This window comes from Bifidobacterium apis (genome assembly GCF_036986835.1).
GTDB classification, from domain to species: domain Bacteria; phylum Actinomycetota; class Actinomycetes; order Actinomycetales; family Bifidobacteriaceae; genus Bombiscardovia; species Bombiscardovia apis_A.
The window spans coordinates 476,045-501,838 of record NZ_BTXD01000002.1; the positions used below are offsets into that span (position 1 = coordinate 476,045).

A 25,794-nucleotide genomic window follows, 5' to 3' on the forward strand; every position below is an offset into this window, starting at 1 on the left:
TGCACATGGAGCTATATCGGGGGGCACCACCGTGACGGTAACTCCCCCAGCAACCCGGGGCATCAAATTCTCACAAATCACGTCAGGATCCACCCAGTCACTGGCTCTTGGCTCGGACGGCAACATCTATTCCTGGGGCAAAAACGCTTACGGTCAGCAAGGCGACGGCACAAACATCGATCGCCAAGCCCCAATAAAAGTATCTAAGCCAGCCAATGCACCAAAAGGATTCATTTTCACGAAAGTAGACGCTGGTGATCATTCAGCCCTGGCCATGGGTTCGGATGGCAACCTTTACGCTTGGGGATTCAATGCTTCTGGACAGCTGGGCGATGGAACCACCGAAAACCGCAGCAGACCTGCCCCGGTGAAAAAGCCTGATGGGGCCGCGCCAGGATTTACCTGGAAGCAGGCAGAAACCCGGTGGGACCATACTGTGGCCTTGGGATCAGACGGCAATCTCTATGCATGGGGACTCAACGCATATGGGCAACTCGGCAATACCAGCGTTCCGAGAGGTCCCAACAATCCAGCTGCATACAGCACTAAACCCGTCCCCGTAAGCAAGCCGGCGGGAATCACCTTTACCCAGCCGGCCACGGGACGGTACAGCTCCATGGCCATGGGATCCGACGGAAAACTCTATGCCTGGGGATGGAACAGTTATGGTCGCCTAGGAGACGGTACCACAACAGATCGTTTGACACCCACCCAAGTCCTTCAGCCCAATGGGGTCACCTTCTCGCAATTCAATGTAGGAGCCGATTACAGTTTCGCCATCACTACGAACGGGGATCTTTACGGCTGGGGGTGGAACGACAGCGGGCGTCTGGGAGACGGCACCACAACAGACAGGCATGTGCCGACTCTCATACCTCGTCCGAATGGGACACCTGCAGGATTCACCTGGAAGCAGGTCATGGGCAGGGACTACCACAGCATGGGAATCGGCTCAGATGGCAATCTTTATACCTGGGGCGTCAACTGGTACGGCGATCTGGGCTTGCCAGACGTCCCCACCGGCCAGACCAGCCACATCATCAGACCCCGGCCTGTGCAAAAGCCGAAATCGTCCGTGCCCGGACAGGAAACCAGCTGGGTTCGGCTCTATGCTGGCTGGGAGCAATCCTTAGCCCTGGGGTCAGATGGGAACCTGTATACCTGGGGGTGGAACTGCGGGGGCCAACTGGGTGACCCGACCATCCCCACGGGTTATGACAACAGCAAAGCAATGAGGCTGACACCTGGTTTGGCGGCCTTCCCGCTTACACCGGATCTTACTGCGGTCAAATTCGATCAAACACTGGGCAGCAATCTGAAAAAAGCAGGTACGAACTGGCAGGTGGTGACGCCAGCCCACAGGAAGGGTCGAGTGGATACGACCATCACCTGGAATCTCTATGGTCCGCAGCCCGATGACATCCTGGATTACACCTATGACCCGCCCTCCTATGTCGTCACTTTTGACAAGGCTGACGGCAGCCAGCCCACCAGCCAGTCGGTCGTCGAAGACCAGACAGCTTCCAGACCGAATCAAGACCCGACCCGTCCTGGCTTCCTCTTCGACGGCTGGTTCAACGGCGATGCGGCCTATGACTTTACTTCCCCCGTCAAGGGTCCCCTGAAACTGACAGCCCACTGGACGGCAGGCACCGGGCGATGGACCACTTCTCCCAAGCAGGGGCCCGACAGCGGTCAGACCAAAGTGACACTGGTACCTCCTGCAGCGCGGGGCAATAGGTTCAGCCAGGTCAGCGCCGGCGATGATCATTCATTGGCCCTCGGGTCGGATGGAAACATCTATGCTTGGGGTGCCAATAAATACGGACAGCTGGGCGATGGGACCACGACGGACCGCCTGACCCCGGTACAGATTCCCAAACCAACAGGCGTGAACCGATTCATACAGGTCAGCGCAGGAAAAGCCTTCTCAGTGGCCTTGGATGGCCAGGGCCATGTCTGGGCATGGGGGCTTAACAGCTCTGGACAGCTGGGCAGCAATGCCGTTGCCACCAATGGCTCAGCTGCATACAGCTCCAACCCGATTCGTGTGCAAGCCCCTAGCGGTATGACGGCAACTAACTTCACACTCACTGGTGTCAGCGCAGGAATCACTCATGTCCTGGCCGTAGACGAGCAAGGCAGAGCCTGGGGCTGGGGATCAAATGAGTTCGGCAAACTGGGCGTTCCTTCAAGCACTGTGGCGACGACGGGGATCACCACCAGACCCGTCCAGGTCGCAACCCCTCAGGGCGAGACGACGGGATTCCGCTACGCACAGGTCAGTGCGGGCGGCTCACATTCCCTGGCGACTGACACCCAGGGCCGTGCCTGGGGCTGGGGATCGAACCAGAACGGCGATCTGGGCAACACGAGCGATGTAGCACTCAACGGCTACACCTCCACACCCGTCCAGGCCAAACCCGGCACCAACCCGACAGGCGGATTCAGGCCTGTTCAGATCATCGCGGGCAGCGGCCACTCCTCCGCCCTCGATGATCTGGGACGCCTATGGTCCTGGGGCGGGAACAGCAATGGAGAACTCGGCCTGGGCGACACCACCACGAGGACTGCTCCGTCCCTGGTAGCCATGCCTGCAAACGTCAGCACCTTCACACAGCTGACAGGCAGCAGGGTCAGCGGCAATTCACTGGCGCTGGACCAGAACGGAAACATCTGGGGCTGGGGCCGAAACTCATCAGGCATGTTGGGGACCGGAGGCACAGGCAGCCTGAACAAGCCAACCAGAATGGGCAATCCGTCAGGCATCGACCACTTCGTCAAGATCAGCGCCGGGACTGGCCACACCCTGGCCATAGCCTCCACCGGTAGCTCCATGGGGTGGGGAGACAATGGCCAGGGAAGGCTGGGGAACAACGCGACGCAGACGGTCTATTCCCCTGTCAGCGTGCTCTTCCCCTTCAGACTGGGCACCCCGTCCACAGTGCAATTCGGAGGCGTCAGTGGAACCAGCCTAAACTCCACAGGGCAACAGGACGGCGCCTGGACCGTGCTGACACCGAACCATAATGCCGGCGATACGACTGTCAGCATCGCTTGGACACTCAATGGGGCTCCACAGCCCAACGATGAGACCAATGCCTTCCGTTTCATCCACTATGGTGTCCTCCCTCTGACCGGAGAGGCAGGCATCCTAGTCATCCTCATGGTTGGCTCGCTGGCTGCGGTCGGTGGACTGGCCGCCAAACGACAGCGCCTTGAAACGCAAAGCGGACAAAATGGAAAGACTGCCGCTCGCCGCAAGCACTGACAAGCACAAACGAGCGGGGCCCCGCCACCCATGTAGTGGCGGGGCCCCGCTGCGGTCTCTGTGCCTGATTTGCTCTATTCACACCCTCAAACAGTCAGATCAACCCGACAACAGCATGACGACTATCTGCACAGCTGAGCAATGGTTCTGACGAATGGCTGCTTGTGGATGCCTTGTGTTTGCGAAACCGTGCTCAGAGCACGGCCTGGAGCACGAAGTCCAGGATGAAGAGGGCCGAGACCGCCCAGATGATGGGGTGGACCTCCTTGCCCTTGCGCTTGCAGACCATGGTCAGGCAGTAGGTGATGAAACCTGCGGCCACACCGTAGGAGATGGAGTAGGCAAAGCCCATGAAGATGGCCGTGAAGAAGGCCGGAATGGCCTCAGACAGCTGGCCCCACTCAATCTCGGCGAAGGAGCTCATCATCATACAACCCACAATGACCAGGACGGGCGCAGTGGCCGCCGAAGGCACAGCCGAAATCAGCGGAGCGAAGATGGCGCTGAGCGCGAAGCAGGCGGCGATGACCACCGAGGTCAGTCCGGTCCGGCCACCGGCTGCGATGCCCGCAGCGGACTCCACATAGGTGGTGGTGTTGGAGGTGCCGAAGAGGGCGCCGATGGAGGTGGCCGTAGCGTCGGCGAACAGGGCCCTATCCATCTTGGAGCTGAAGCCGCGACCGGTTTCCAGAGCCTGCTCGTCCTCGGCCGAGAAGATGCCTGAGCGCCGACCGGTGCCCACAAAGGTACCGATGGTGTCGAATGTATCCGACAGGGAGAAGGCGAAGATGGTCACCAGAACCACCGGTAGCTTGGCCGGGTCGGAAAAGAGCGCGGGGAAGCCCTCCGGACTGAAAATGGCCAGGAAGGTCTGCGGCAGCTGCGACCAGGCCTGGCCCAGATCGACCGACTTGGCCATGCTGGTGACCCCCATGGGGATGCCCAGGAGCGTGACCGCGATGATGGCGATGACGAAGGCGCCTTTGTTGATGAAGGCCAGATGGCCCTTGAACTTGAAGATCAGGAGGAAGACGGTCAGCAACAAGCCGATGACGAAGAGGATGACACCGGGGGTGTTGAAGGTGGTCAGCCCTGGGTTGGCGCCGGCTGCCGAGGTCTTGTCAGGAGTGAACTTGATGATGCCCACATTGAGCAGACCCACATAGGCGATGAAGACGCCGATGCCGCCGCCGATGGCGTGCTGGAGCAGGGGCGGAATGGCCTGGATGATCATCTTGCGCAGCTTGGTGGCCGTGACCAGGATGTTGATCAGGCCGCACAGGAAGACCATGCACATGGTCTGTTGCCAGGTGAAGCCCAGCCCCTTGACCACGGTGAAGGTGAAGAAGGCATCCAGTCCGACTCCTGGCGCCACGCCGTAGGGCACGTTGGCCACCAGACCCATGATCAGGGTGCCGATGATGGCAGCGATCAGGGTGGCGAGAAAGACGGCGCCCCAAGGCATCCCCGCCGTGGAGAGCACCGAGGGATTGACCACGATGATGTAGGCCATGGCGAAGAAGGTGGTGATGCCTGCTACCACTTCCGTAGAGACTGTGGTATTATTATCCGAAAGCCGAAATAGCTTATGCATATTCGATTCCTTATTGTCTTATTTGGCGATGAGACAAGGAAAGAATATCACGAGCACTCGGCTTTTTCTGTTACAGGTCCCTCCTATTGAGCTCCAATACCGCTGCAGAACCTTCCGCTCACCTATAATCGGCATACCGGCACGGCCCTGAAGCCCTCCCGCATGGGGATGAGTTGAGGGGCACGGCGCTTTCGAGGAGGGGCATATGGCCAGGAACAATCATTGGGATCCGGACGATCAGAAGCAGTATCAGCACGTGCATGACAGCGAGGTCGATCGTGGTCAGGATGAACGAGCTGCCGAACGGATTGCAGCCGCCACGGTCAACAAGCAGCGCACCCGCGAGGGCCGCACCCTGCGTCAGGAGCAGGAGCGCCGCGACCAGGGCAAAGACAAGAAGAAGGACTGAAATCTCAGAGGGCACCCATCAGCAGGTGCGCCACAACCATGAGCACGGCACCGATCACCGCAGTCAGAGCCAGGGTGAATCCCGCCAGACGGGCGTTCCCCAGGACCTTGTCGGTGAACATGGTGGCAAAAACCGCCGTCGGAGCCAGGCAGCACAGGGCCACCGCCTGACGGATCAGAGGATCGAAGGGCAGCAGATACCATGCGGCCACCGCGAACAGGATGCCGAAGGGCAGTCGCCAGGCCAGAATCTGCAATACTGACTTGACATCATCCCGTCCGCCGGGCAGGTCCATGAGCATGCCCACCATAAGCATGGAGCAGAAGGCGTTGGCGGCCGAGAATGGACGGGTGATCTGGGCCGACCAGTCCGGCAACGAGATTCCGGCCAAGGTAAAGCACACCATGACCATGTAGGTGTCGAAGGATGGCGAGCTCAGGAAGCCCTTGGCTATGGAGATGGCTGCAGCCTTGCGATGGAGTTTGCGGGCATCTGGGTCATCCAGCTTGACCGGCTCCCCCGCATCGGGATCCAGGGATTGGCCCGGTCGAATATGCAGAAGCCCCTGGGTCATGACGTTGGTCCCGGCAGAGACCATGACCGAGTTGCCGATGTCGAACATGGCGGCGGGCACCAGGGCCGCCGTGCCCAGCAACGACTGAAGCATGGGGAAGCAGAAGCATCCGATGTTGAAACCCGATCCATTGAGCATAAGAAAAGCCCGCTGAGCCGTGGGCCGATGTCTGCTGGTCAGGAAGATGGCCAGGGGCGGAATCAGCGAGGCCACGAAGGCGAAGGCCGAGACCAGAAGAAGGCTGGGATCGTGTGGGTTGGTGGCGAAGGAGTAGATGATGGCCCCAGGCAGGACCAGATCGAACACAACGGTCTGTAACACCCGGTAGTCCAGTGGACGAAAGAGACCAAAACGCTTGAACAGGTAGCCCACCAGGATGATGCCCAAGAGGGTGGCCGGTTCCAGCAATACTCCCATGCCCTCGCTCCTTCCGTGGATGCCGGGACCATGATACCTGACGGGCGGGTGCGCAGACCGGTTCCGTCTCAGCCGAAGCGACCGGAGATGTAGCGCTCGGTGTCCGGCTCGTGCGGGTTGGAGAAGATGGTGGTGGTGTCGTCCATCTCCACCAGGTGGCCAGGCTGACCCACGGCCTTGAGGTTGAAGAAGGCCGTATAGTCCGAGACCCTGGCAGCCTGCTGCATGTTATGGGTGACGATGACGATGGTGTAGTCCCGCTTGAGCTCGTTGATCAGATCCTCCACAGCCAGGGTGGAGATGGGGTCCAGGGCCGAACAGGGTTCGTCCATGAGCAGGACCTGGGGGTGTACGGCCACGGCACGGGCGATGCAGAGCCGCTGCTGCTGACCGCCCGAGAGCCCGATGCCCGGCTTGTCCAGGCGATCCTTGACCTCATTCCAAAGGTTGGCTCCGCGCAGGGCCCACTCCACCAGATCGTCGGCGTCCGACTTGGCGATGTGCTTCTTGTTCAGCCGTATGCCGGCCAGGACGTTCTCCCGAATGGACATGGTCGGGAAAGGGTTGGCCCTCTGGAAGACCATGCCCACGTCCCGCCGCACCTCGACCGGGTCTACATCCGGTCCGTAAAGGTCACGACCCTCCAAGAGCACCTGCCCGCTCACATGCGCCCCCGGGGTGATCTCGTGCATGCGGTCCAGGGTGCGCAGGACCGTGGACTTGCCGCAACCGGAGGGGCCGATGAAGGCGGTGACCTTGTTGGCCTGGATTCGCATGTTCACGTCCTGGACGGCCAGGAAATCGCCGTAGTAGACGTTGAGGTGGTTGATGTCTATGCGTTGGCCCATGTTCCGGCCTCCGTTTCTCTCATGGCGGCGCTCAACGGGTCCGCCCAACAGCAAAGATGCGCGAGACCAGCCGCCCAAGCAGATTGAGCAGCAGGACGATAAGGATCAGTACCAGGGCCGCAGCCCAGGCCCGCTGCATGTGGATGTCGCTCAGGCATCCCGGATCGGCCCCCAGTCCGCAGACAGCCAGCCCCTGGGAATACTCGTTGTAGACGAAGACCGGCAGGGTGGTCATCCTCCCGGAGAAGAGGTTGGGGTTGGTGGTGGCGATGAAGCCCGAGGCGATCAGCAGGGGCGCTGTCTCGCCGATGACCCGTGCCACAGCCAGGATGGTGCCCGAGACGATGCCGGGCAGGGCCGTGCGCAGAACAATGCTGGTGATGGTCCGCTGCTTGGTCACTCCCAAGGCGTAGGCAGCCTCGCGCAGGTCGTCGGGAACCACGGCCAGCATATCCTCGGAGGTCTTGACCACCGTGGGCAGCATGAGCAGGGAGAGGGACACCGAACCGGCCAGGCCGTTGACGGTGCCCGGTCCGACCACCAGGGCGAACATGGAGAAGGCGAAGAGGCCGGCCACGATGGAGGGGATCCCGCTCATCACGTCCACCATGAGACTGATGGCCTTGGCCAGACGGCCTCCATGGGCGTACTCGACCAGGTAGACCGCGCACATGACACCCACCGGAATGGATATGACCATGGATCCAAAGGTGATCTCCAGGGTGCCGATTACCGCGTGCAGGATGCCGCCGTAACCTCCGGTCGGCGTGGGGTTGCCCCCTACCACCCCGCTCATATTGTGGGTGAGGAAGTCCGGTGTCAGCCGCTGCACCCCCTTTGACAGGCTGACCCAGAGCACCGAAACCAACGGAATCAGGGCCACCAGGAAGGAGAGCCCGATCAGGACGGTCATCAGCCGGTCCTTACGCTTGCGCGCCCGGATGGAGGACCTGGTGGGCCTGAAGCGGTCAAAATCGATGACCGGTCCACGATCAGTTCGGCTTGCCATCATGCACCCGCCTTTGCTGTGATCCTGCGCGCCAGATAGTTGACGATGAAGGTGATGATGAAGAGGACCAGACCGGTGGCAACCAGGAGGGCCACGCCCTGGGAGTCCGCCTCGGGGAACTGGGCGGCGATGTTGGCGGCGATGGTCTGGCTTTTTGAAGCCTGCAGCAGCCGCAGGGAGTAGCTGAAACCGGGCGAAAGGATCATCAGCACCGCCATGGTCTCGCCCAGGGCGCGCCCCAGCCCAAGCATGGAGGCCGAGATGATGCCCGAGCGGCCGAAGGGCAGGACCGCAAGCCGGATCATCTCCCACTTGGTGGCACCCAGGGCCAAGGCGGCCTCCTGCTGAAGTCGAGGGGCCTGGATCAGGATGTCTCGGGTGACCGAGGTGATGATGGGCAGGATCATGACCGCCAGCACCAGGGCCACCGTGGCCACGGACCGGGCCGGTGCTGCAGCGGGTCCGGAAAAGAGCGGGATCCAGCCCAAATGAACGGACAGCCAGCGCCAGAAGCCTGTGATATTGGGAACCAGGACCAGAGCCCCCCAGAGCCCGTAGATCACCGAGGGCACCGCGGCCAGCAGGTCGATCACCGTGCTGAGCAGCGTGGACAGGCGGGCGGGGGCGTAGTAGCCGATGAAGAGGGCGATACCCAGGGAGACGGGAAAGGCCAGGAGCAGGGCCAGGCCGGCAATCAGAACGGTGCCGAAAACCAGCGGGCCCACATAACCCAGGAAACTGCTGGCCCGTCCCCCGCTCAGGGAAAGGATGGCCTGGGTGCGGGAATCCGTATCCCCGGTGAAGGCCGGAAAGGCCCGCAGGATCAGAAAGAGGGTGACCGCGGCCAGGGCCAGCAGGATCAGGATGCCCGCCCCGGTGGCACAGGCCTTGAAGATCCGGTCCACCCGTTTGGCCTTGTTCAGGGTTGCAGCCTCGTCCGGTTTCTCGCTCATGACTTCCCCCCAATGGTCTCCACCGAGGCCATGGCCTGACTGCGGAGCCCCTGCCCCAGCTCGGCGCTGCCCGCATTGGCCGCAGCCATGCGCTGGCCCTGCTCGCTCAGCAGATAGGTCAACCAGGCCTTGGCGAACCGGGCCTTGGATCCGTCCTGATCGTTTCGATAGACGGTGCAGGCCACATCGTAGGAGACCAGGACGATGGGATAGGTGTGTTTCCGTGTGGTGCGATGGTCCACGGTCAGGACCACCCGGCCGGGCTGGCTGGCCTGGGGATCCCGTTGGGCCGAATCCAGCAGGTTGGCCACGGTCTTTGCTGTAGGCGGCTGCCAGGTCTTCCCCACCTGGACGGCCACGGTCCCCAACCCGGTGGTCTGTGCCGCGTCCGCATAGCCGAAGGTGCCCTCTGCCTGGTTCATGGTCATGACCACCCCGGCAGTGCCCTTGGCACCCTGCCCCAGGTCGTTGGGCCAATTCTCACCCGCTGGATAAGGCCAGGCGGACCCGGCGGTGTCGTGCAGATAGGACAGGAAGCTTTTCGTGGTGCCGGACTTGTCCGAACGATGAATCACAGTGATGTCCAGGTCGGGCAGATTGGCCTCCGGGTTGAGGGCTGCGATGCGCGGATCCCGCCAGTTGGTGACCTTTCCAGAGAAGATCATGGCGATCAGAGCCGGGTCCATCCGCAGATGGCCGTCTGAACCCTTGGGCCACAGATCAGGAAGATTGTAGGCCACGGCGATTGGAGTGGCATAGACGGGCAGGTCAAAGGCCATACCGGAACCGCAGACCTTTCGCGAGCGCTCAAGCTGATCGGCGGTCAGCGGTGCATCGGTGCCGGCCCAGATGGTCGAACCCGAAAGGAAGGCATTGACCCCGGCACCGGAACCTGCCGGGTCATAGGAGATACGCGCCCCCGGATGCTGCTTGTGGAAGCCGGCTATCCAGGCCTCGTCAGCGCTCTGCTGGGAGGATGCGCCAGATCCGGCGAACTCGCCTTGGAAGAGGGTTTGATCCGCAGTATTGCCTGTCTCGCCGCCATCGACGGGGACGTTGTCGCCGCAGGCAGCCAGGGAAATCATCATTGCCAGGGACATGAGGAGGGCCGCGAATCTACCACGACCATGACCATGTGCGTGCATGCTACCTACCTTGACCGCCGTTGCATTTCAAACGTCCGTCCTCATCAGCCCGTGCTTGACCTTCCCGTATTCACATTACCGAAGCTCGCCTCACACAGCATACTGGAAACGCTGACCGCCGGACAAGGTCGCTACATCCGCGTCAGCCATGTGGAAAAACCCAATCACAATCCACTACCGGGTATATTATAAGGTCATTGTCAGACGCTTAGCCCTCTTGTTCTTTTCTTAGTGTCACCGGTATCGGTATGCCCTGATTTGCTTTCTAGGACGGCACCGCAGGGAGTGGTATGCGCAGCGAAAACTGAACCTAAAGGAAGTGGTGATTGCATGAGGAAGCAGGAGCTCGCCAAGCAAGGGCGGACCCTCAGCAAGGATGGAGCCTTCGTCAACGGAAAGCTCACCCATGAAGCCTTCCTTTCGTTGGCCATCCTGACCGTCATCACCTTCCTGGGCAACTTCACCCAGCTGCAGCTGGCTTCGGCCCTGCCCACCATTGTGGACGAGTTCCACATCACCCTGACCACCGGCCAGTGGCTGACCTCGGTATTCCAGCTGGTCATGGGCGTCATGGTGCCATTGACCGGTTTTCTGACCAAACGCTTCTCCACCAGGCAGATCGTCATCACCTCCATGGCCGTCTTCACCCTGGGGTCCCTGCTGAGCTGGCAGTCGCAGACCTTCGCCCTGGTTCTGCTGGGCCGCATCCTTGAGGCCATAGGCACGGGAACCATGTGGCCCGTCCTGCAGATCACCGTCTTCTCCATATATCCTCTGTCCAAGCGCGGCATGGCCATGGGCACCGTGGGCCTGGCAATGAGCGTGGCCCCGGCCATCGGCCCCACCCTGGGCGGATGGCAGACCGATGCCAACGGCTGGCGCTCCATCTTCCTGACGCTGAGCATCTGCGGGGCTGTGGCGCTGCTCCTGTCCATCTTCGGCCTGCGCAACTTCGGCCAGCGTGACACCAGCGTCAAGGCGGACTTCTTCTCGGTGGCCCTGTCCATCTTCGGATTCGGCGGACTCATGTTCGGCTTCACCAACATCGAGAACTTCCCCATCACCTCCTTCATGACCTGGCCCTTCATGCTGGTCGGCCTGATCGGGATCATCTGGTTCGTTCTTCGCCAGCTCCACCACGACAAGCCCCTGCTGGACCTGCATGTGCTGCGGATCAAGAACTTCACCGTGGGCACCATCATCGCATCCATGTCCTTCTTCGCCTTCAGCTCGGTCACCGTCATCCTGCCCATGTACATCCAGACGGATCGCGGATTCTCAGCCACCATGAGCGGTCTGGTCATGCTGCCTGGAGCCATCGGCACCGCCATCGCCCAGTTCTTCGGCGGCCGGCTGCTGGACCGCTGGGGGGCTCGACCCGTGGCCATGACCGGCTGCTCGGTCCTGTTGCTGGGCACCATCGCCATGAGCATGATCGGTGCCAACACCTGGATCGGCCTGGTCTCCATCTGCCAGTTCATCCGTCAGATCGGCATGGGCTTCACCCTGATGCCCCTGACCACCTGGTCCCTGAACAACCTGGCTCCCAAGGACGTTTCTGCCGGTTCGGCCGTCACCAACACGGCCCGGCAGATCGCCGGCGCTGTCGGCGCACCCATCCTGGTCATCCTCATGGAGACCATCACCACCCTGCGCCACAACGCCTTGGGCGGCGGCCACTCCACCCAGATCGCAGCCAACATCTTCGGCGTGCAGTGGGCCCTGCGCATCTCGGCACTGATCTGCCTGGGCATGGTCCTGCTGGTCTACTTCGGAGTTCGCGGAAACGGCGCCGGCTCCGGACGCCAGATGACCCGCATGCTCCTGCGTCATATGCACATCATCCACACCGACTCCCCTGCCGTCACCGCCTCCACCGCCGAATCCAAAACCCAGGACTGATCACCGGGGTGTCTTTCTCCGGTACCCGCTAGATCTGACCAGATTCATCGCAAGGTGCAGGATCGACAGACTGGTAAACACAAGACGTCAACTGAAAGATGTCAGTTGTCAGCTTGTTCTTTCGGTGGAAGTATCGGTCTCCTGTATGCCAGCGATCAGCGATCCTGCGGAAGGGGCTGGCCCGGGCAGGTATGCAGAACGGCCAGCATGGCCTGCTTTTCCGAGCTGGTGACGCTCAAGGAGTACTTGTCCTTGACCGCTATCTGACGGGCCACATAGGAGCACTGATAGTCCTTGTTCTCGGGCAGCCAGTAGTCGGCCGAGGCACTCCCCTTGGCCTGGTTGGCGGGGCCGTCCACGGCGAGAAGATTGTAAGGGTCGTTGCCAAAACGGTAGCGGCGGGCCGTGTCCCACTTACTGGCTCCTGACCGCCAGGCATTCTCCAGGGCGACCACATGGTCAATCTGCACAGCCGAGCTGGTCTTCGGCCCTCTGACGAATTCGATGGTCCGCCCGGTATAAGGGTCCTGCAGACGACCACTGGCCACCTTGCACCCGCCAGGAGTAGTAGTGCGCAGATCAGTCAGGTCACGGGTCAGCACATCTTCGCGCACGTTGCAGCCGTTGCCGTCCTCATCGGTCTCCTTGAAGCCGAAGGCCTCACGCCGGTACTGACGGCCAGGGCGTGCATGATCATCCACTGTCAGACTCTGCAGGGTCTGAGCCGCGTCGCCAGTTGCCGTATATCGTCCGGTCAGCCGTCCGACTCCACCATTGACCCTTGGCAGTATCAGACCGATGCTGATGCCCAGAACCACAGCCACTACCAGAAGGATCAGCACCCGTTCCGTGAGTGATTCGCGACGGAAGCGGGCCGGGGCGGGATTCCTCCAAACCGAACCGTACCGACTGCGGCCTCGATACCGATATCTTCTGCGTCTCGGACCGGTCATCTACCGCCGATACCTCCTATGTCGACTGCTTGCATGAATCATCCATCATAGCGGTCAGGCGTAGGCATAGGTCATCGGGTCGTGTCCTGCGCGCACCGGGGAATCCATGGCATCGATGGCGGCATGCTCCTCAGGGGTCAGGCTGAAGCCGAACAGGTCCAGGTTCTCCGCCTGCCTTTCGCGGTGGACAGACTTGGGAATGATGATGGTCCCGTTTTCGATGTGCCAACGCAGCACCACCTGGGCCGGCGTGACCCTGTGGGCCTGGGCTATTTTCTCCAGCCTGCCGCCACCGGCTCTCAGGTCTGCGCCTCGCGCCAATGGAGAGTATGCCTGGACGGCTATGCCATGCTCCTTGCAGAAGGCGGTCACCGCGCGCTGCTGCCAGCTGGGGTGCAATTCAATCTGATCCACGGCAGGGTACTCCCCTGTCTCCTGGCGCAGCCGTTCCAGATGTTCCGGCAGGAAGTTGCAGACCCCCAGGGTCCGCACCCGCCCCTCATCACGCAGCCGATGGAATGCGCGCCAAACCTGGTCGGCCCGCCAATCGAACGGTGTTGGCCAATGGATCATATACATGTCGACATAGTCAGTGCCCAGCAGAGCCAGCTGGCGGTCAAAGGCCCGCAGGGCGCTGTCATACCCCTGTTCGGAGTCACGCAGCTTGGTAGTCAGCCACAGCTTGGTACGCCCAGGACCGCTCTGGCAACCGAATGCCTTGAGGCCACGGCCCACGCCGCCTTCGTTGCGATAGCCCGCCGCCGTATCGATGTGGCGATAACCCAGTTCCAGGGCGGATTGCACTACCCCAGCGGTTTGATCATCGTCGATCCTGAGCACGCCCAGGCCCACCTGCGGAATGCGATTGCCGTCAGACAATAAGATGTCAGGAACTGCTGTCATGGTCCACACCTTCCCAGGATGCAGCCCAGCAGTCTGCCGGGCCATGCTCGCTCCATTCTAGAACCAGGCAAAAGCCCGATTACGGCAGAACTGGCGCATGTGGTCAAGCGTGCGCTCATACACCGGCTTAGAATTTGCTAATGCCGAAGAAGTACAGCACGTGGGTGTCGAACCAGTGGTAGCCAAGGTCGAATACGGGCAGCAGACTGATTCTCATCATCATGCCGACCGTACCCCAGGCGAAGAAGAGGCCGAGCACAGCCAACAGCCACATGAGCGCGCTGCAAATCCGTCTGGTTTTGATCAACCGACGGCGGCGGGTGGCTTCTGAACGGGTCTCCTGCTCATGGCTGACCATGATCGTGGCCAGCGGCTCGCCCATGGCCCCCGGTCCTGTCGCGCGGGATTCCAGATGTTCCATCTGCTCCAGTTCGTGACGACAGTTGCGCCGACGACGTGAGAGCAGGTACCAGCCCACCAGGCAGGCCAAAAACAGGGCCAGAAGCACCCAGACCATGTAAATGGGCGCCCCTTCAGGTTGGGTGGGAGGTACGTCATCGCCGATATAGTGCCCACGCACAATCAGACGGTGGGAATTGACACCATAGGGGTAGCAGGTCAGTAGGGTCACATAGTTGGAATTCTGGACTGGCTGCAGTGCGCTCACATCAGTAGGCAGGATGATCTTGATCTGATCCACCTTGTAGCTCATATGCCGTTTGAGCACTCGTATCTGGAAGACGTCCCCCTTGCGCAACTGCGTCAGGTTGTCGAAAAGCATGTAGCCGACTTCGCCGGTGTGTCCGGTAATAACGGAGTGGATTGTTCGGTTGTCTGTAGGCACGTGGGTTGTGGCGATGTGCCCGGTGCCGTCCTTGAGCACCTCATCGCTGGTACCGTGCCGCACGGGCAGCTTGACATTGATCTTGGGGATCTCCACATAGGCCATCATGCCCTTACCGTCCACATTGAGGATTTTGTAGTAGCGGCCCAGTGGTTCCTTGACTTCCTTGTACTTGAAGGGGTCCCTCAGCGTAGGCTTGCCCAATTCCTCGTCATACTTCTTGGCATCACGCCACATCGCCCTGCGCTGTGCAGGCGAGAGTGCATCCACGATTTGATCGTAGTTGTCTACTGCGGAGGAATCCTTGGAATAGTTCACATAGGCTGCCAGCAGGGGATAGAGAAAGATTGCCAGACCAATCAGGAAGGCCAAGGTCTCTAGGAGGCCGAACCCCCGCCCTGACTTGCTAGCCTTGCCGCCGTTCTTGGCCTGTTTGGATGCAGTCGCAGCTTCCTGATCTGCTTTACCTTGTTGATCTGTGTCCTGGGAATGATTTCCCGAAACGACAATTATCGGAGCAGACGTTGTAGCGTGGCCTGGAACTGTCACTGGAGCTGCTATTACATCTGAATCATCCGATTCTGAAGCTCCGCGATCCTCAGGTGTTGCCGAAGGTGGATAGGAGGGCGGCACCTCGGAACTAGGAGCATAGGAAGGTGGCATGTCCCCTTGCTCAACAGGCATGTCTGACGAGGCTGACTCAGCCGGGATGGATACGTTGGCATCACCGTTTCCGGTCGTCTGGGATGGGCTCATAGTAGCCGAGTCAGTGTACTGGTCCATCTATAGCCTTTCTCATGCCCGCTTCAAATAGTCCGATTGTTAGTTCTTGACATACAAAGACCGGCGGCACCTGTATGATACCGCCGGTCTTTACACATCCTCACAGATGTCTACGATGCCGTTTGATGGCATCACACCGACATTGCCATGAGAATACCTAACGCTCATCCCTGTTCCAGGATCGTGCGACTACCGCCAAGTAGAGGCCCATCATGGCCAGGATCATAAGCAGAATGCCAGGCGCCACCATGGAGACGCCGGTAGCTGCCAGCTTGCCATGACCTCCAGATCGCACGACTGGGACGACCTGAGGTATGTCCACAAGTTTGGGGCTTATAGTCACATCATAAAGTGGATGGACTTCACCCTGCTCGCGGTAGAGCGGCAACTGTACGACCACTGGATCGGTTTTTACCTTTGCATTCTTGGGTGTGGCTACCAGGGTGACCAACCAGTATGAAGCATGGAAATAGTCGCCATCAAAAACAGCGGGACTACCTCCGGTCAGACTGGATGCGTCTAAATCAAGATTGGCTCCTGTAAGCCAGACACCTTGTGATTTGGCTTCTGATGCGTTGGTTATAGTGCCATTTTGATCAGAGACACCATAGTATTCAGCGGGTTGCGTCTTGTCCTTGAAAGCATCTGGGTTGGCTGCCACCTCGTTACTGATGGCCCCTTGCGCCTTATCAGCGCCAGGATTATGGTCTAGTGCCTCCACCCGGCTCTTCAGAGTACCAGCATCCAGCCTCAGGGCACGAAAGACATATCCTGCTCCAGCAGATACAGGAGCACTCGGAAGGATGTCGCTCTGACCACCTTGACCTGAATGCCCTCTCTTGAGCTGCACCGTCAGGGTCGGGTTGACCGTCTCCGCCTCTGCCGCCGGCGTCATATCGAAAGCGGTAAGGCCTAAACAGGCCACGGCCGCAATCAGACAGGGCAGGACCCGGTGGGCGAGGCATTTCGGCAAGGCAATTCCCTTCATAAACCTTCCCTTCCAAGGCCGCCTTTCGACGACGTGGTTGCGTCAGTTCTGCTGGTCCGAAGAAACCAAACCAGCGTCCCGACATGTGCGGATCGTAAAAGTTCAACGGTCCGTATGAAAATGGCGGACGATTCACGGAGGAACCGTCCGCCATCGGGTCACCTCACATGATTCTTGATGTGACCGTGATCATCAGGCCCGGGCGGCGTTATTTCGCCGATTACGGGCGTACAGGGCACCACCCATGATCAGGGCACCTACAACCAGCAGGAGCAGGATGCCACGACCACCAGTCAGGGGCAGGGCCAGAGGCGCATCAGCATCAGAAGTCGCATAATGTGCCAAGTAAGTTTGTACTGGCACATTATTGAACTGTATCGCTGTGCCACCACCGTCAGTGATCTGCTTAGGTGTCCTTCCGAACTTTCCAAACCCAAGCTTTGTATAATCAGGCTGAATTGTGGCATGAGGTCCATACTCCTGAGCGACTTGCTCCTCAGTCTTACCGGCATCCCCAAATGTTACTGTGTGGAAGGGAATGCCAGGGTTACGCCAATCCTTGGGGGTCTTGGTCTCTTTCAGCAACCAATCACCGGCCTGCACTGTCTTGCCGGCGTCTTTAGTTGGAGCTGGCGTGCCGAAGACAGGCAAAGCAGCGAACGCTACCAAACCATTCTTGTTGGCCGTGGCCTTGTAGAGCACGACGCCTTCAGGCACCTTATCGGTGGCATAGAAGTTTCCATCAGATGCAAGATACTCATCCGGCTCTTTCTCAGACTTGATCAGACGGAACTCAGTGTCGGGCAGAGCTGCAAACTTTGTCTTTTCATTCTGCACAGCACCGAAAGCAATAACAGCATTGATCACATTCGTATGCTCACGAATTGGATCTTGGTGGTTACCATCTGCGTCAACGTTTTCGGTGAAATCGGAAGCTGCATCGTTGGCCACACCATCGGTGCCAGTCGAATCACCATCTCCAGTGACCGTGGCATCATAAGTTATGACAAGCAGGAAAGCCTTTGGAGTGAAGTTCTTTACTTTGGTTAGAGTATTGAAGAAATCAAACTGGTAATAAGATACATTACTGCTCGGGGCTTCATTGGCGAACATCTTATTATCCCCAAAAGAGTTAGGATTTGATGTTGGCTGTGACTCCGTATAATCAGCAGTAGCACCTTCAGCCAATTGCACATCATCAACTCCATCTGCATGAAGCACAACCTTGAATTCGCCCTTCAGCTTCAGAGAGCTGGACATGCGATCAACAATACGCAGATCCTTACCGTCGCCATTCAGCTCACTGACATCAAGCTTGCCGTCTTTTGGTGTCTTCACGCCAGTGTTGTAGAGCTTCTGAGTCAGCTTGTAGCTAATCGTATCTCCAGCAACAGCTGTCCGCTGAGGCTTCACATTATTCTGCGAATCCTTGACCGACTGGACGGTCTTGGAGAACTGCGTGATGTTCATGTTCTTCGGATACAGGTGCAGATGGTAAATGTATCCTTGAACCTGGCTTGCAGTATCGGTGGCATCGAGTGAGTTAGCCGCATAAGGCAGACCAAAGAACGACGGTGCTGCATCTTGATACTTGTTGCTATCAAGCTTATTCGGATTGTTAGCCTTGAAAGCCGGCGACTCATCACGATTCTCTACCAGCACGTACCAATGGTTGGCACCTCCGGGGAAGCTGACAGCTTTCGACGAATCTGAAATATCAACCGCTGGAGCGTTGGTTGCAGTGTCAGCCGGATACCAGGTATTGATCACACCTTGGCCGTCAGTGATACCGATATAGTTGGCCGTGACCTTATATGTGTTCTCATCCGAGGCACTAATGTCAGATAGATTTTGACCGGGTTGGGGAATGACTTCCCTGACATTGAAAGCAATGCCCTTGGCAGGAACCAAGTCGGCATTCTTGCTCAACTCAACGGCATCCTTAGAAGAACCCGTGGGGCTGTACCCCTGAGCCAGCGACAGGTACTTGGTAACTGTCAGTTGGGGGTGCACGTCGCTCTGAACTGCACCCGGCCTGAAGTCATCTTCGGCATTATATCCATAGTCAGTAGCGGCCGAAGCCTGGGTGGCAGGCAAAACTACCATGCCCGCCAGGAGCGTCGCTCCGGCAACCGCCAAGCCTAAAAGCTTAGGGAGCCTTATCCCTTCATTATCTCGTTGCATGTGCATGCACGCATTCCCTTCTTTGTTAATAGGCACAGGATGGCCAGGCACATCTTCGCCTCCCCAACCGATCACTTCCCCGACTCAGGGGGGTGGGCAATATGTCAACTTTGGGACATGCCACTGTTCCCATTGCCTAATCATCACTGTACCGACAAAGGAGGGACAACGCAAACCGACAAGCCGAACATGTAAAGGCCCCGCCACTTATACAGCGGCAGGGCCTTGTTATCTTTCCTGGAACAGGTGATCAGTGCCGGTTGTCCAGCCGGTGGTAGAGCTCGGCTGCACGCAGATCGGCCTCAAAACGGCGCGGTTCGGTGTTCTCGTCGATGACGGCGAGCTCCACGCCGGCCATCCGGGCGAAGTCCTCCCAGGCCTCGCGACCAACGGTGGTGGTCATGCAGGTATGGTGGGCTGCGCCGGCGCGCAGCCAGCACTCAGCCGAGACCTTGAGCGAGGGCCGGGGCTTCCAGAGGGCACGTGCCACAGGCAGCTTGGCCAGGGAACCGCCGGGCTCGACCACATCCACCACGTTCATGACCAGGCGGAAGCGTTCGCGTACATCCGCCAGGGAGACGACCACAGCATCAGTGCAGGGGGTGGCCGTGAAGACCAGACGCACCGGGTCCTCCCTGTCGCCGATGGACAGGGGGTGGATTTCCAGGCGGGGCCGTCCCTCAGTCAGCAGCGTGGGCGAGACCTCCAGCATGTGGGCGCCCATGATCTCCTCGTGGCCGGGCACGAAGTTGTAGGAGTAGTCCTCCATGAGCGAGCAGCCGCCCTTGAGACCGTAGCCCATGACGTTGCCGATCCGGATCAGAACCGAGGTCTTCCAGTCGCCCTCTGCCGAGAATCCGTACCCGTCAGCCATCAGCCGCTGGGCCCCCACGCCGGGCAGCTGACGCAGGCCTCCCAGATCCTGGAAGTTGTCCACGGCGGCGGTGGCGCCCACCTCTTCCATCATGGCCCGCATGCCGAGCTCTTCGCGTGCGGCCACCACCAGGGAGTCGTACCGGGAGTCCAGAAGTTCGGGAGCCACCTCATAGCTGCGCTTGTAGTCCTCGATCAGATCCTTGACCTGGTCGTCGGTGACGGCGTTCACATGGTCCACCAGCTCGTTGACCGGCCAGGTGTTGACGGAGACGCCGAAGACCCTCTCAGCCTCGGTCTTGTCGCCCTCGGTGACGGCGACATCGCGCATGTTGTCACCCCAGCGGCAGACCTTCATGTTGTTGGCGGCATCCCAGCCTGCGCATGCACGCGCCCAGACGCCGATCTTGTCGGCAACCTCGGGGTCGGTGTAATGGCCGACCACGATCTTGCGCGGGATTCCCAGCCTGGTCAGGATGTAGCCGAACTCACGGTCGCCATGGGCCGACTGGTTCAGGTTCATGAAGTCCATGTCGATGGTGTCCCAGGGAATCTCCACATGATGCTGCGTGTTCAGCTGCAGGAGCGGCTTGCGCAGCTTCTCCAGACCCCTGATCCACATCTTGGCCGGGCTGAAGGTGTGCATCCAGGCCACCACGCCGATGCAGGCCGGGTTCGACGAGGCATCGACCATGAAATTCAGGATGGAGTCCGAATCCTTCAGCGTGGGCTTCAAGACCAGCTTGACTGGGATCCGACCCGAGTCGTTGAGGGACTTGGCGATGTCCGCAGCCTGGACGCCCACCTGGCGCAGGGTCTCCTCGCCGTAGAGGTCCTGCGAACCAACGGCGAACCAGAGTTCCTTGCCCTCGAAGGGATTTTTCATGCTCATACTTCTTGCTCCTTTGCTTTTGTTTTCCAGCTCAGCGCTGGCCGTAGACGTGCTGGTACCGGTCGTTGAGCTTGGCTATGTCGGCCGGATCGATGGGCTTGGGCGTGCCGATCTGCTCAGCTGCCCAGACCGTGTGGGCCACCTCCTCGGTCATGGCAGCCGCCTTGACCGCTGCCTCGGCATCGGCTCCCACGGTGAAGGGCCCATGGTTGCGCATGAGCACGGCCGGGCAGCCCGGGTGATCCTTGAGGGTGTCGACCACGCCCTTGCCGATGGCCTCGGAGCCGATCAGCTCGAAGGGACCCACCGGCACGGGGCCGCCGAACTCGTCGCCCATCATGGTCAGCACGCAGGGAATGTCCCTGCCGGTGGCCGCCCAGGCGGTGGCATAGGTGGAATGGGTGTGGACCACGCCGTAGACCTCGGGCATGTGCCGGTAGATATAGGCGTGGGACAGCGTGTCCGAAGAGGGAGCCTCGGCTCCGTCGACCACATTGCCATCCAGATCGGTGACCACCATGGATCCCGGGGTCAGGTGCTCATAGCGCACCCCCGAGGGCTTGATAACCATCAGATCGGCGGAGCGCAGGCGCTGCGAGACGTTGCCCGCCGTCCAGACCACCAGATTCCACCTGGTCAGCTGCGCATGCAGGGTGGCCACCTGCTCGCGCACCAGTTTCACCTCGTCGCGCACCTCGGGCGAATAATCAGCCAAGGACACCATCAGCAACTCCTTTTCCCGGCCCGATCCCGCTGATCCGGCCGCTTGACGTTTTCAGCTCCCGGCCTCATCCCTGCAGGGGAATGGTCTTCACGGCCGCCTGCTCGATGGGCAGGCCCTTGGTGAAGCGGTCGAAGAAGGTTCTGAAGCCCTTCACATCAGCCGGGTCCGGCTGCTCGGTTGTGGACTGGACGCCCGCAAAGACATTGGCATCCAGGTAGTCGGCCAGGGTCTGGTCGGCATGGCCCAGATAGTCGGCCAGGACGGCCATGCCCCAGGCGCCCCCCTCCACAGCGGTGGACATGACCTTGATGGGGGCATTGAAGGCGGCGGCCAGGATTCGCTGGGCCACCTTGGGGGTGGCGAAGATGCCGCCGTGACCGACCATCGTGTCCACCTGGACATGCTCCTGCCGGGTCATCACATCCATGCCGATGGTGACCGGCGAGAAGGCCGAGAAGAGCTGGGCGCGCATGAAGTTGGCCAGGGTCATCCGTCCCTCGGGGCCGCGGGCAAAGACCGGCCGGCCCTCCTCCAGGCCAGCCAAGAACTCCCCGGAATAGAAGCAGTAGTTGATCAGTCCGCCGGCGTCCTTGTCTGCAAGAAGGGCCTGGTTGAACAGGGTGGCGTAGAGCGCATCTCCCTTGAGGTCCAGACCGGCGGCCTTGGCGAAGTCCCCGAACAGTCCAACCCAGGCGTTCAGGTCCGAGGTGAAATTGTTGGCATGGCTCATGCCGGCCGGATCCCCAGCCGGTGTGGTGACCGGATCCACCTCGGGGTGGAAGTCACGCAGGGGATGTTCCAGGACCACCATGGCGAAGATGGATGTGCCTGCAGACACGTTGCCGGTGCGGGGACGAACCGCGTTGGTCGCCACCATGCCGGTCCCCGCATCGCCCTCGGGCGGGGCCATGGGCACGCCGGGCTGCAGCTGACCACTGGGATCGAGCAGGGCGGCGCCTTCTGCGGTCAGTGCCCCCGCATCGCTGCCGGCGGTCAACGGCTCAGGCAGCAGGTCGTGGATGTCCCAGGGCTGGTCCTGAACCTGGGGCAGTCGGGAGAAGATGTCCAGCAGGCCCTTGTCGAACTCCTTGCGTGAGGAGTCAATGGGGAACATGCCCGAGGCGTCGCCGATGCCGATGACCTTGCGGCCGGAGAGCCTCCAGTGCATGTAGCCTGCCAGGGTGGTGATGTAGGCCACCCTGGGCACATGCTCTTCGCCGTTCAGGATGGCCTGGTAGAGGTGGGCGATGGACCAGCGCTCGGGAATATTGATTTTGAAGGCCTGCGACAGCTCCTCATGGGCCTGGCGGGTGTTGGTGTTGCGCCAGGTGCGGAAGGGCACCAGCAGCTGGCCATCCTTGTCGAAGGCCAGGTAGCCGTGCATCATCGCCGAGATCCCCATGGCGCCGATCTTGGTCAGCGTCACCCCGTACTGGCGACGGACATCCTCGGCCATGGCCTTATATGCCGCCTGCAGACCCTGGTGAATCTGGTCCATGGAGTATGTCCACAGGCCGTCCTCCAGCCGGTTCTCCCACTCGACGTCCCCGGTGGCCAGCGTCCGGTAGTCGTGGTCGATCAGCACAGCCTTGATGCGGGTGGAGCCGAATTCGATGCCCAGACTGGTCGCGCCCTCCTGTAGTTCGCTTACGATGACGCCTTGTTCGCCAACAGCCATGTCCGCTCCTTTGCCTGATATGTTAACGCTCACATAGTCTGCTTACGATTGTAACTGAGACCAGGTCATCAGGCAAGCCCGCTCAATGCGAGCCAACAGTGGTCAGATGCGCTCGACTGCGTAGCCCAGGGACCGACGCTGGATCACATCCGCCTGGATCAGCCCCACACCGTGGTGGGTGACCGGGAAGTCCACCGGCTGCCCCTGGTGAAGCAGGGCCAGGACCTGCCGCATGGTGGCCACCCCCAGATCCTCAAAGCGGGGACGGACCGTGGCCAGCGGCGGAAACATGTTGTCAACCGTGGGTACGTCGTCGAAGCCCACCAAGCTGATGTCACTGGGAATGCGGATGCCGTGCTCCTGCAAGGACCGCGCCACGCCCACGGCCTGGTTGTCGTTGGCGGTGACCACGGCTGAAGGCAGGGAGGTGCCACTCATGCCCCGCTGATCGATCAGGTGGTTCATCAGCGTGTAGGACTCCCCCGCCTCCCAGCTGCGGGCGTGGACCACGGCCGTGCGTATGCGGCAACGGGCGCAGGCCACCTTCCAGGAGGCCAGTCGGGTGGAGGCATCCCGCCACTGAGAGGGACCGGCCATATAGAGCACCCGCCTATGGCCCCGGGAGACCAGCAGCCGGGCCAGCCGCTGCACGGCGCCCCACTGGTCGATTCCGGTCATGGCTATCCGGCCTTCACCCCGCCGGCGGCTCAGGGCCTCTTCGACGCTGGTGATGCCATGCGTGGAGGTGACGATGACCCGGGGCTGGCTCACCTCCACCTGGCAGGCGGCCTGGAACATGGTGTCGGTGGGGGTCAGAAAGATGAAGGCATCCACATTCTGCTCCAGGAAGGTGCCGCAGAGCTCCTGGAATCCGGCAAGCGTACAAGCTGACTCGTCCACCATCATGACCGACATGAACAGACCATGGGAACGGGCCACGGTCTCGATGGCCGTGATCGATGAGACAGGCCCGAAGAGACTGACGCCGCCAGCCACCAGTCCGATGGTCCGGCTGCGGCTGGATGCCAGGGCCCGCGCAGAGTTGCTGGGTCGGTAGCCCAACTTCCTGATGGCCTGCTGGACCTTGATCCGCGTCGCCGGAGAAACGTCCTTGGAATTGTTGATGACCCTGGAAACGGTCTGGTGGGAGACCCCGGCCAGCCGGGCAACCTCGAACATGGAGGGGCGCTTGGACCGTGACCTGCCCCCGTTGCCTGCGGGCATGTGACCTTCTTCCGATAGCCGTGTCGACCGTTCCGATATTAGCCCCTGCCGGGACCGGACGAGGGCAAATGCCAGCTGACCCGATGCAGACGGCTGGGCCCCAGACGGCGAATGGCCTCCAGGTGTGCAGGCGAACCATAGCCCTTGTTGTGCTCCCACTGGTATGGGGCCAGGGCGGGGTCGGAGGCGGCCAGACGGACCATAAGCCGGTCACGGGTGACCTTGGCGATGACCGCTGCGCAGGCCACACTGGCACAGTGGGCGTCGCCCTTGACCTGGGTGGAGACCTTGGGCAGAACAGGAAGGTCGGGGGCGTCAAAACTGTCGGCGGCCGGGGTGATGTAGTCATTGGGGCCGTCAAGGATGGCGGCCAGACGGCGGCCAGGCCCCAGGTCCATCCCCTGCTCCAATTCAGCCAGCGCACGCAGGGCGGCGATGCCCAGGGCATGGACGATGCCCCACTGATCGATCTCATGGTTGGAGCAGGCCCCCACCGCCCAGCCGGCAGCCCAGTCCTCCAGGTCACGGTACATGGCCAGCCGGCGCGCAGGAGTCAGCATCTTGGAATCAGCCACCCCGTCAGGGACCTTCAAATTGGGCAGGTCAGCGGACCGGACAGCCACCACGCCGACCATGGCCGGACCCGCCAGGGCTCCGCGGCCGACCTCATCCAGACCAAGCACATACTCGGCTCCCTGGCCGGCCAAGGCAGCCTCGGTGGCCAGGGTCGGCAGGATCCGCCTCACAGCCGGTTCAATCCTGCGTCGGCTCGGGCACGGCGTCGAAGACCTTGTGCTGGTTGTTGAGCAGCTTCCAGCTGCCCACCGGGTAATAGGTAAGCAGCGCGGTGCCTTTGATGTTGTCCATGGGGACCAGGCCATTGTGGCCGTCGTCCTTGTGCAGACGGGAATCGGCGGAATTGGAACGGTTGTCGCCCATGACGAAGACGTAACCAGGGTCCACCTTGACATTGAAGGCAAAGGAGCTGGGCTCCACTCCTGGGCGCAGGTAGGAGCTCTCGTCCAGGGCAACGCCGTTGACGGTGACCGGGGCGCCATGACCCTTGCAGGCCACGGTGTCGCCGGGCATGCCGATCAGACGCTTGACCAGGTGACTGCCACGGAAGCTGGGTGTGGACTCTTCACCCAGCCAATTGGCAGGGTCAGTGAAGACCACCACATCCCCTCGGCGGGGGGCCAGCATGGATCTGGTCAGCCGATGAGTGGTCAGGATTCTGTCCCCGACGCCAAGGGTGTTCTCCATGGAGCCGGAGGGGATGACGTAGATGCTGAACAAAAATATGCGCAGGACGGCGACGACGGCCAAGAGGGCAACCAGCTCGAACAGAAATTCGGGCAGGAAACCGCGTTCACCCAGCCGCGGGTGGCTTCCCCTGGTGGAACCGCGTCCACCGGGGCGGTCCAAGGCATGACGGGGCGGCACCGGGGCTGAGGTGGCCTGTCTGCCGTCCGGGTACCAGAGTCCCGACGAGGTCGCTGCCTCATCCCGAAAGGCCATATCCACTCCTTGTCATCCGCCGGAACCCACACACGAACAGGTTCCGCATGCCTCATAGCGTACACACCCAAGCATGGAAAAACCCGGGAGAATTGCATCCCGGGTGTT

Annotated in this window: 20 protein-coding genes; 3 read left to right on the forward strand and 17 right to left on the reverse strand. The window is 60.7% G+C overall.

Translation table 11 applies throughout. The features are described 5' to 3' along the window. The first annotated feature begins 31 nt into the window (after positions 1-31). Positions 32-3,271, forward strand: coding sequence for an RCC1 domain-containing protein (locus tag AACP62_RS05695; RefSeq protein ID WP_339346977.1), 3,240 nt, complete (start codon positions 32-34; stop codon positions 3,269-3,271). Between the two features lie 193 nt (positions 3,272-3,464). Here the strand turns inward: AACP62_RS05695 and AACP62_RS05700 are convergent, their stop codons facing one another. Next, complete coding sequence (locus AACP62_RS05700) at positions 3,465-4,865, reverse strand: NCS2 family permease (RefSeq protein WP_339346979.1); 1,401 nt, start codon at positions 4,863-4,865, stop codon at positions 3,465-3,467. A gap of 205 nt (positions 4,866-5,070) precedes the next feature. Here AACP62_RS05700 and AACP62_RS05705 point away from each other — a divergent pair, with 205 nt between their 5' ends. Further along, a complete protein-coding gene (locus tag AACP62_RS05705; RefSeq protein ID WP_198206080.1) occupies positions 5,071-5,274 on the forward strand; it encodes a hypothetical protein in 204 nt (67 codons plus the stop codon). 4 nt (positions 5,275-5,278) lie between these two features. Here AACP62_RS05705 and AACP62_RS05710 read toward each other — a convergent pair whose 3' ends face one another. The 5 genes from AACP62_RS05710 to AACP62_RS05730 all read right to left on the reverse strand — a co-directional run bounded on the left by AACP62_RS05710 (position 5,279) and on the right by AACP62_RS05730 (position 10,220). Beyond that, on the reverse strand, positions 5,279-6,265 hold the full coding sequence (locus AACP62_RS05710; RefSeq protein ID WP_198206081.1) for an AEC family transporter: 987 nt from the start codon (positions 6,263-6,265) through the stop codon (positions 5,279-5,281). 68 nt (positions 6,266-6,333) lie between these two features. Then, a complete protein-coding gene (gene pstB / locus AACP62_RS05715) occupies positions 6,334-7,113 on the reverse strand; it encodes a phosphate ABC transporter ATP-binding protein PstB (RefSeq protein ID WP_024627440.1) in 780 nt (259 codons plus the stop codon). A 31-nt stretch (positions 7,114-7,144) separates the two neighbouring features. Next, entirely contained in the window at positions 7,145-8,125 is a 981-nt protein-coding gene (gene pstA, locus AACP62_RS05720) for a phosphate ABC transporter permease PstA (RefSeq protein ID WP_339346986.1), read from the reverse strand. After that, positions 8,122-9,075 carry a phosphate ABC transporter permease subunit PstC gene (pstC, locus tag AACP62_RS05725; RefSeq protein ID WP_198206083.1) on the reverse strand — a complete coding sequence of 318 codons (954 nt, stop codon included), beginning with the start codon at positions 9,073-9,075 and terminating at the stop codon, positions 8,122-8,124. Before pstC ends, pstA begins: the two co-directional genes overlap by 4 nt. Next, the gene (locus AACP62_RS05730) at positions 9,072-10,220 is read right to left on the reverse strand and encodes a phosphate ABC transporter substrate-binding protein PstS (RefSeq protein WP_339346988.1); all 1,149 of its coding nucleotides are present in this window, start codon (positions 10,218-10,220) and stop codon (positions 9,072-9,074) included. The genes pstC and AACP62_RS05730 overlap by 4 nt, the downstream gene beginning before the upstream one ends. A gap of 330 nt (positions 10,221-10,550) precedes the next feature. Between AACP62_RS05730 and AACP62_RS05735 the strand changes: the two genes are divergently transcribed. Further along, on the forward strand, positions 10,551-12,122 hold the full coding sequence (locus AACP62_RS05735; RefSeq protein ID WP_339346990.1) for an MDR family MFS transporter: 1,572 nt from the start codon (positions 10,551-10,553) through the stop codon (positions 12,120-12,122). A 155-nt stretch (positions 12,123-12,277) separates the two neighbouring features. Here the strand turns inward: AACP62_RS05735 and AACP62_RS05740 are convergent, their stop codons facing one another. The 11 genes from AACP62_RS05740 to lepB all read right to left on the reverse strand — a co-directional run bounded on the left by AACP62_RS05740 (position 12,278) and on the right by lepB (position 25,686). After that, on the reverse strand, positions 12,278-13,075 hold the full coding sequence (locus AACP62_RS05740; RefSeq protein WP_339346992.1) for an HNH endonuclease family protein: 798 nt from the start codon (positions 13,073-13,075) through the stop codon (positions 12,278-12,280). A 54-nt stretch (positions 13,076-13,129) separates the two neighbouring features. Beyond that, positions 13,130-13,978: an aldo/keto reductase gene (locus tag AACP62_RS05745; RefSeq protein WP_339346994.1), complete on the reverse strand. Its 849-nt coding sequence runs from the start codon at positions 13,976-13,978 to the stop codon at positions 13,130-13,132. A gap of 127 nt (positions 13,979-14,105) precedes the next feature. After that, a complete protein-coding gene (locus AACP62_RS05750; protein WP_198220134.1) occupies positions 14,106-15,194 on the reverse strand; it encodes a class C sortase in 1,089 nt (362 codons plus the stop codon). 568 nt (positions 15,195-15,762) lie between these two features. Then, entirely contained in the window at positions 15,763-16,593 is an 831-nt protein-coding gene (locus AACP62_RS05755) for a hypothetical protein (RefSeq protein ID WP_198220133.1), read from the reverse strand. 192 nt (positions 16,594-16,785) lie between these two features. Then, a complete protein-coding gene (locus AACP62_RS05760; RefSeq protein WP_339346999.1) occupies positions 16,786-18,783 on the reverse strand; it encodes an LPXTG cell wall anchor domain-containing protein in 1,998 nt (665 codons plus the stop codon). A 244-nt stretch (positions 18,784-19,027) separates the two neighbouring features. Continuing rightward, a complete protein-coding gene (araA, locus tag AACP62_RS05765) occupies positions 19,028-20,542 on the reverse strand; it encodes an L-arabinose isomerase (protein WP_121912563.1) in 1,515 nt (504 codons plus the stop codon). Between the two features lie 31 nt (positions 20,543-20,573). Then, positions 20,574-21,266 carry an L-ribulose-5-phosphate 4-epimerase gene (locus AACP62_RS05770; protein WP_198178753.1) on the reverse strand — a complete coding sequence of 231 codons (693 nt, stop codon included), beginning with the start codon at positions 21,264-21,266 and terminating at the stop codon, positions 20,574-20,576. 64 nt (positions 21,267-21,330) lie between these two features. Then, the gene (locus AACP62_RS05775; RefSeq protein ID WP_198178751.1) at positions 21,331-22,944 is read right to left on the reverse strand and encodes a xylulokinase; all 1,614 of its coding nucleotides are present in this window, start codon (positions 22,942-22,944) and stop codon (positions 21,331-21,333) included. 102 nt (positions 22,945-23,046) lie between these two features. After that, entirely contained in the window at positions 23,047-24,168 is a 1,122-nt protein-coding gene (locus AACP62_RS05780) for a LacI family DNA-binding transcriptional regulator (RefSeq protein ID WP_045935061.1), read from the reverse strand. 38 nt (positions 24,169-24,206) lie between these two features. Further along, complete coding sequence (locus AACP62_RS05785; protein ID WP_045935060.1) at positions 24,207-24,914, reverse strand: ribonuclease HII; 708 nt, start codon at positions 24,912-24,914, stop codon at positions 24,207-24,209. Between the two features lie 7 nt (positions 24,915-24,921). Beyond that, complete coding sequence (gene lepB, locus AACP62_RS05790) at positions 24,922-25,686, reverse strand: signal peptidase I (RefSeq protein ID WP_198178749.1); 765 nt, start codon at positions 25,684-25,686, stop codon at positions 24,922-24,924. Positions 25,687-25,794 lie beyond the last annotated feature (108 nt).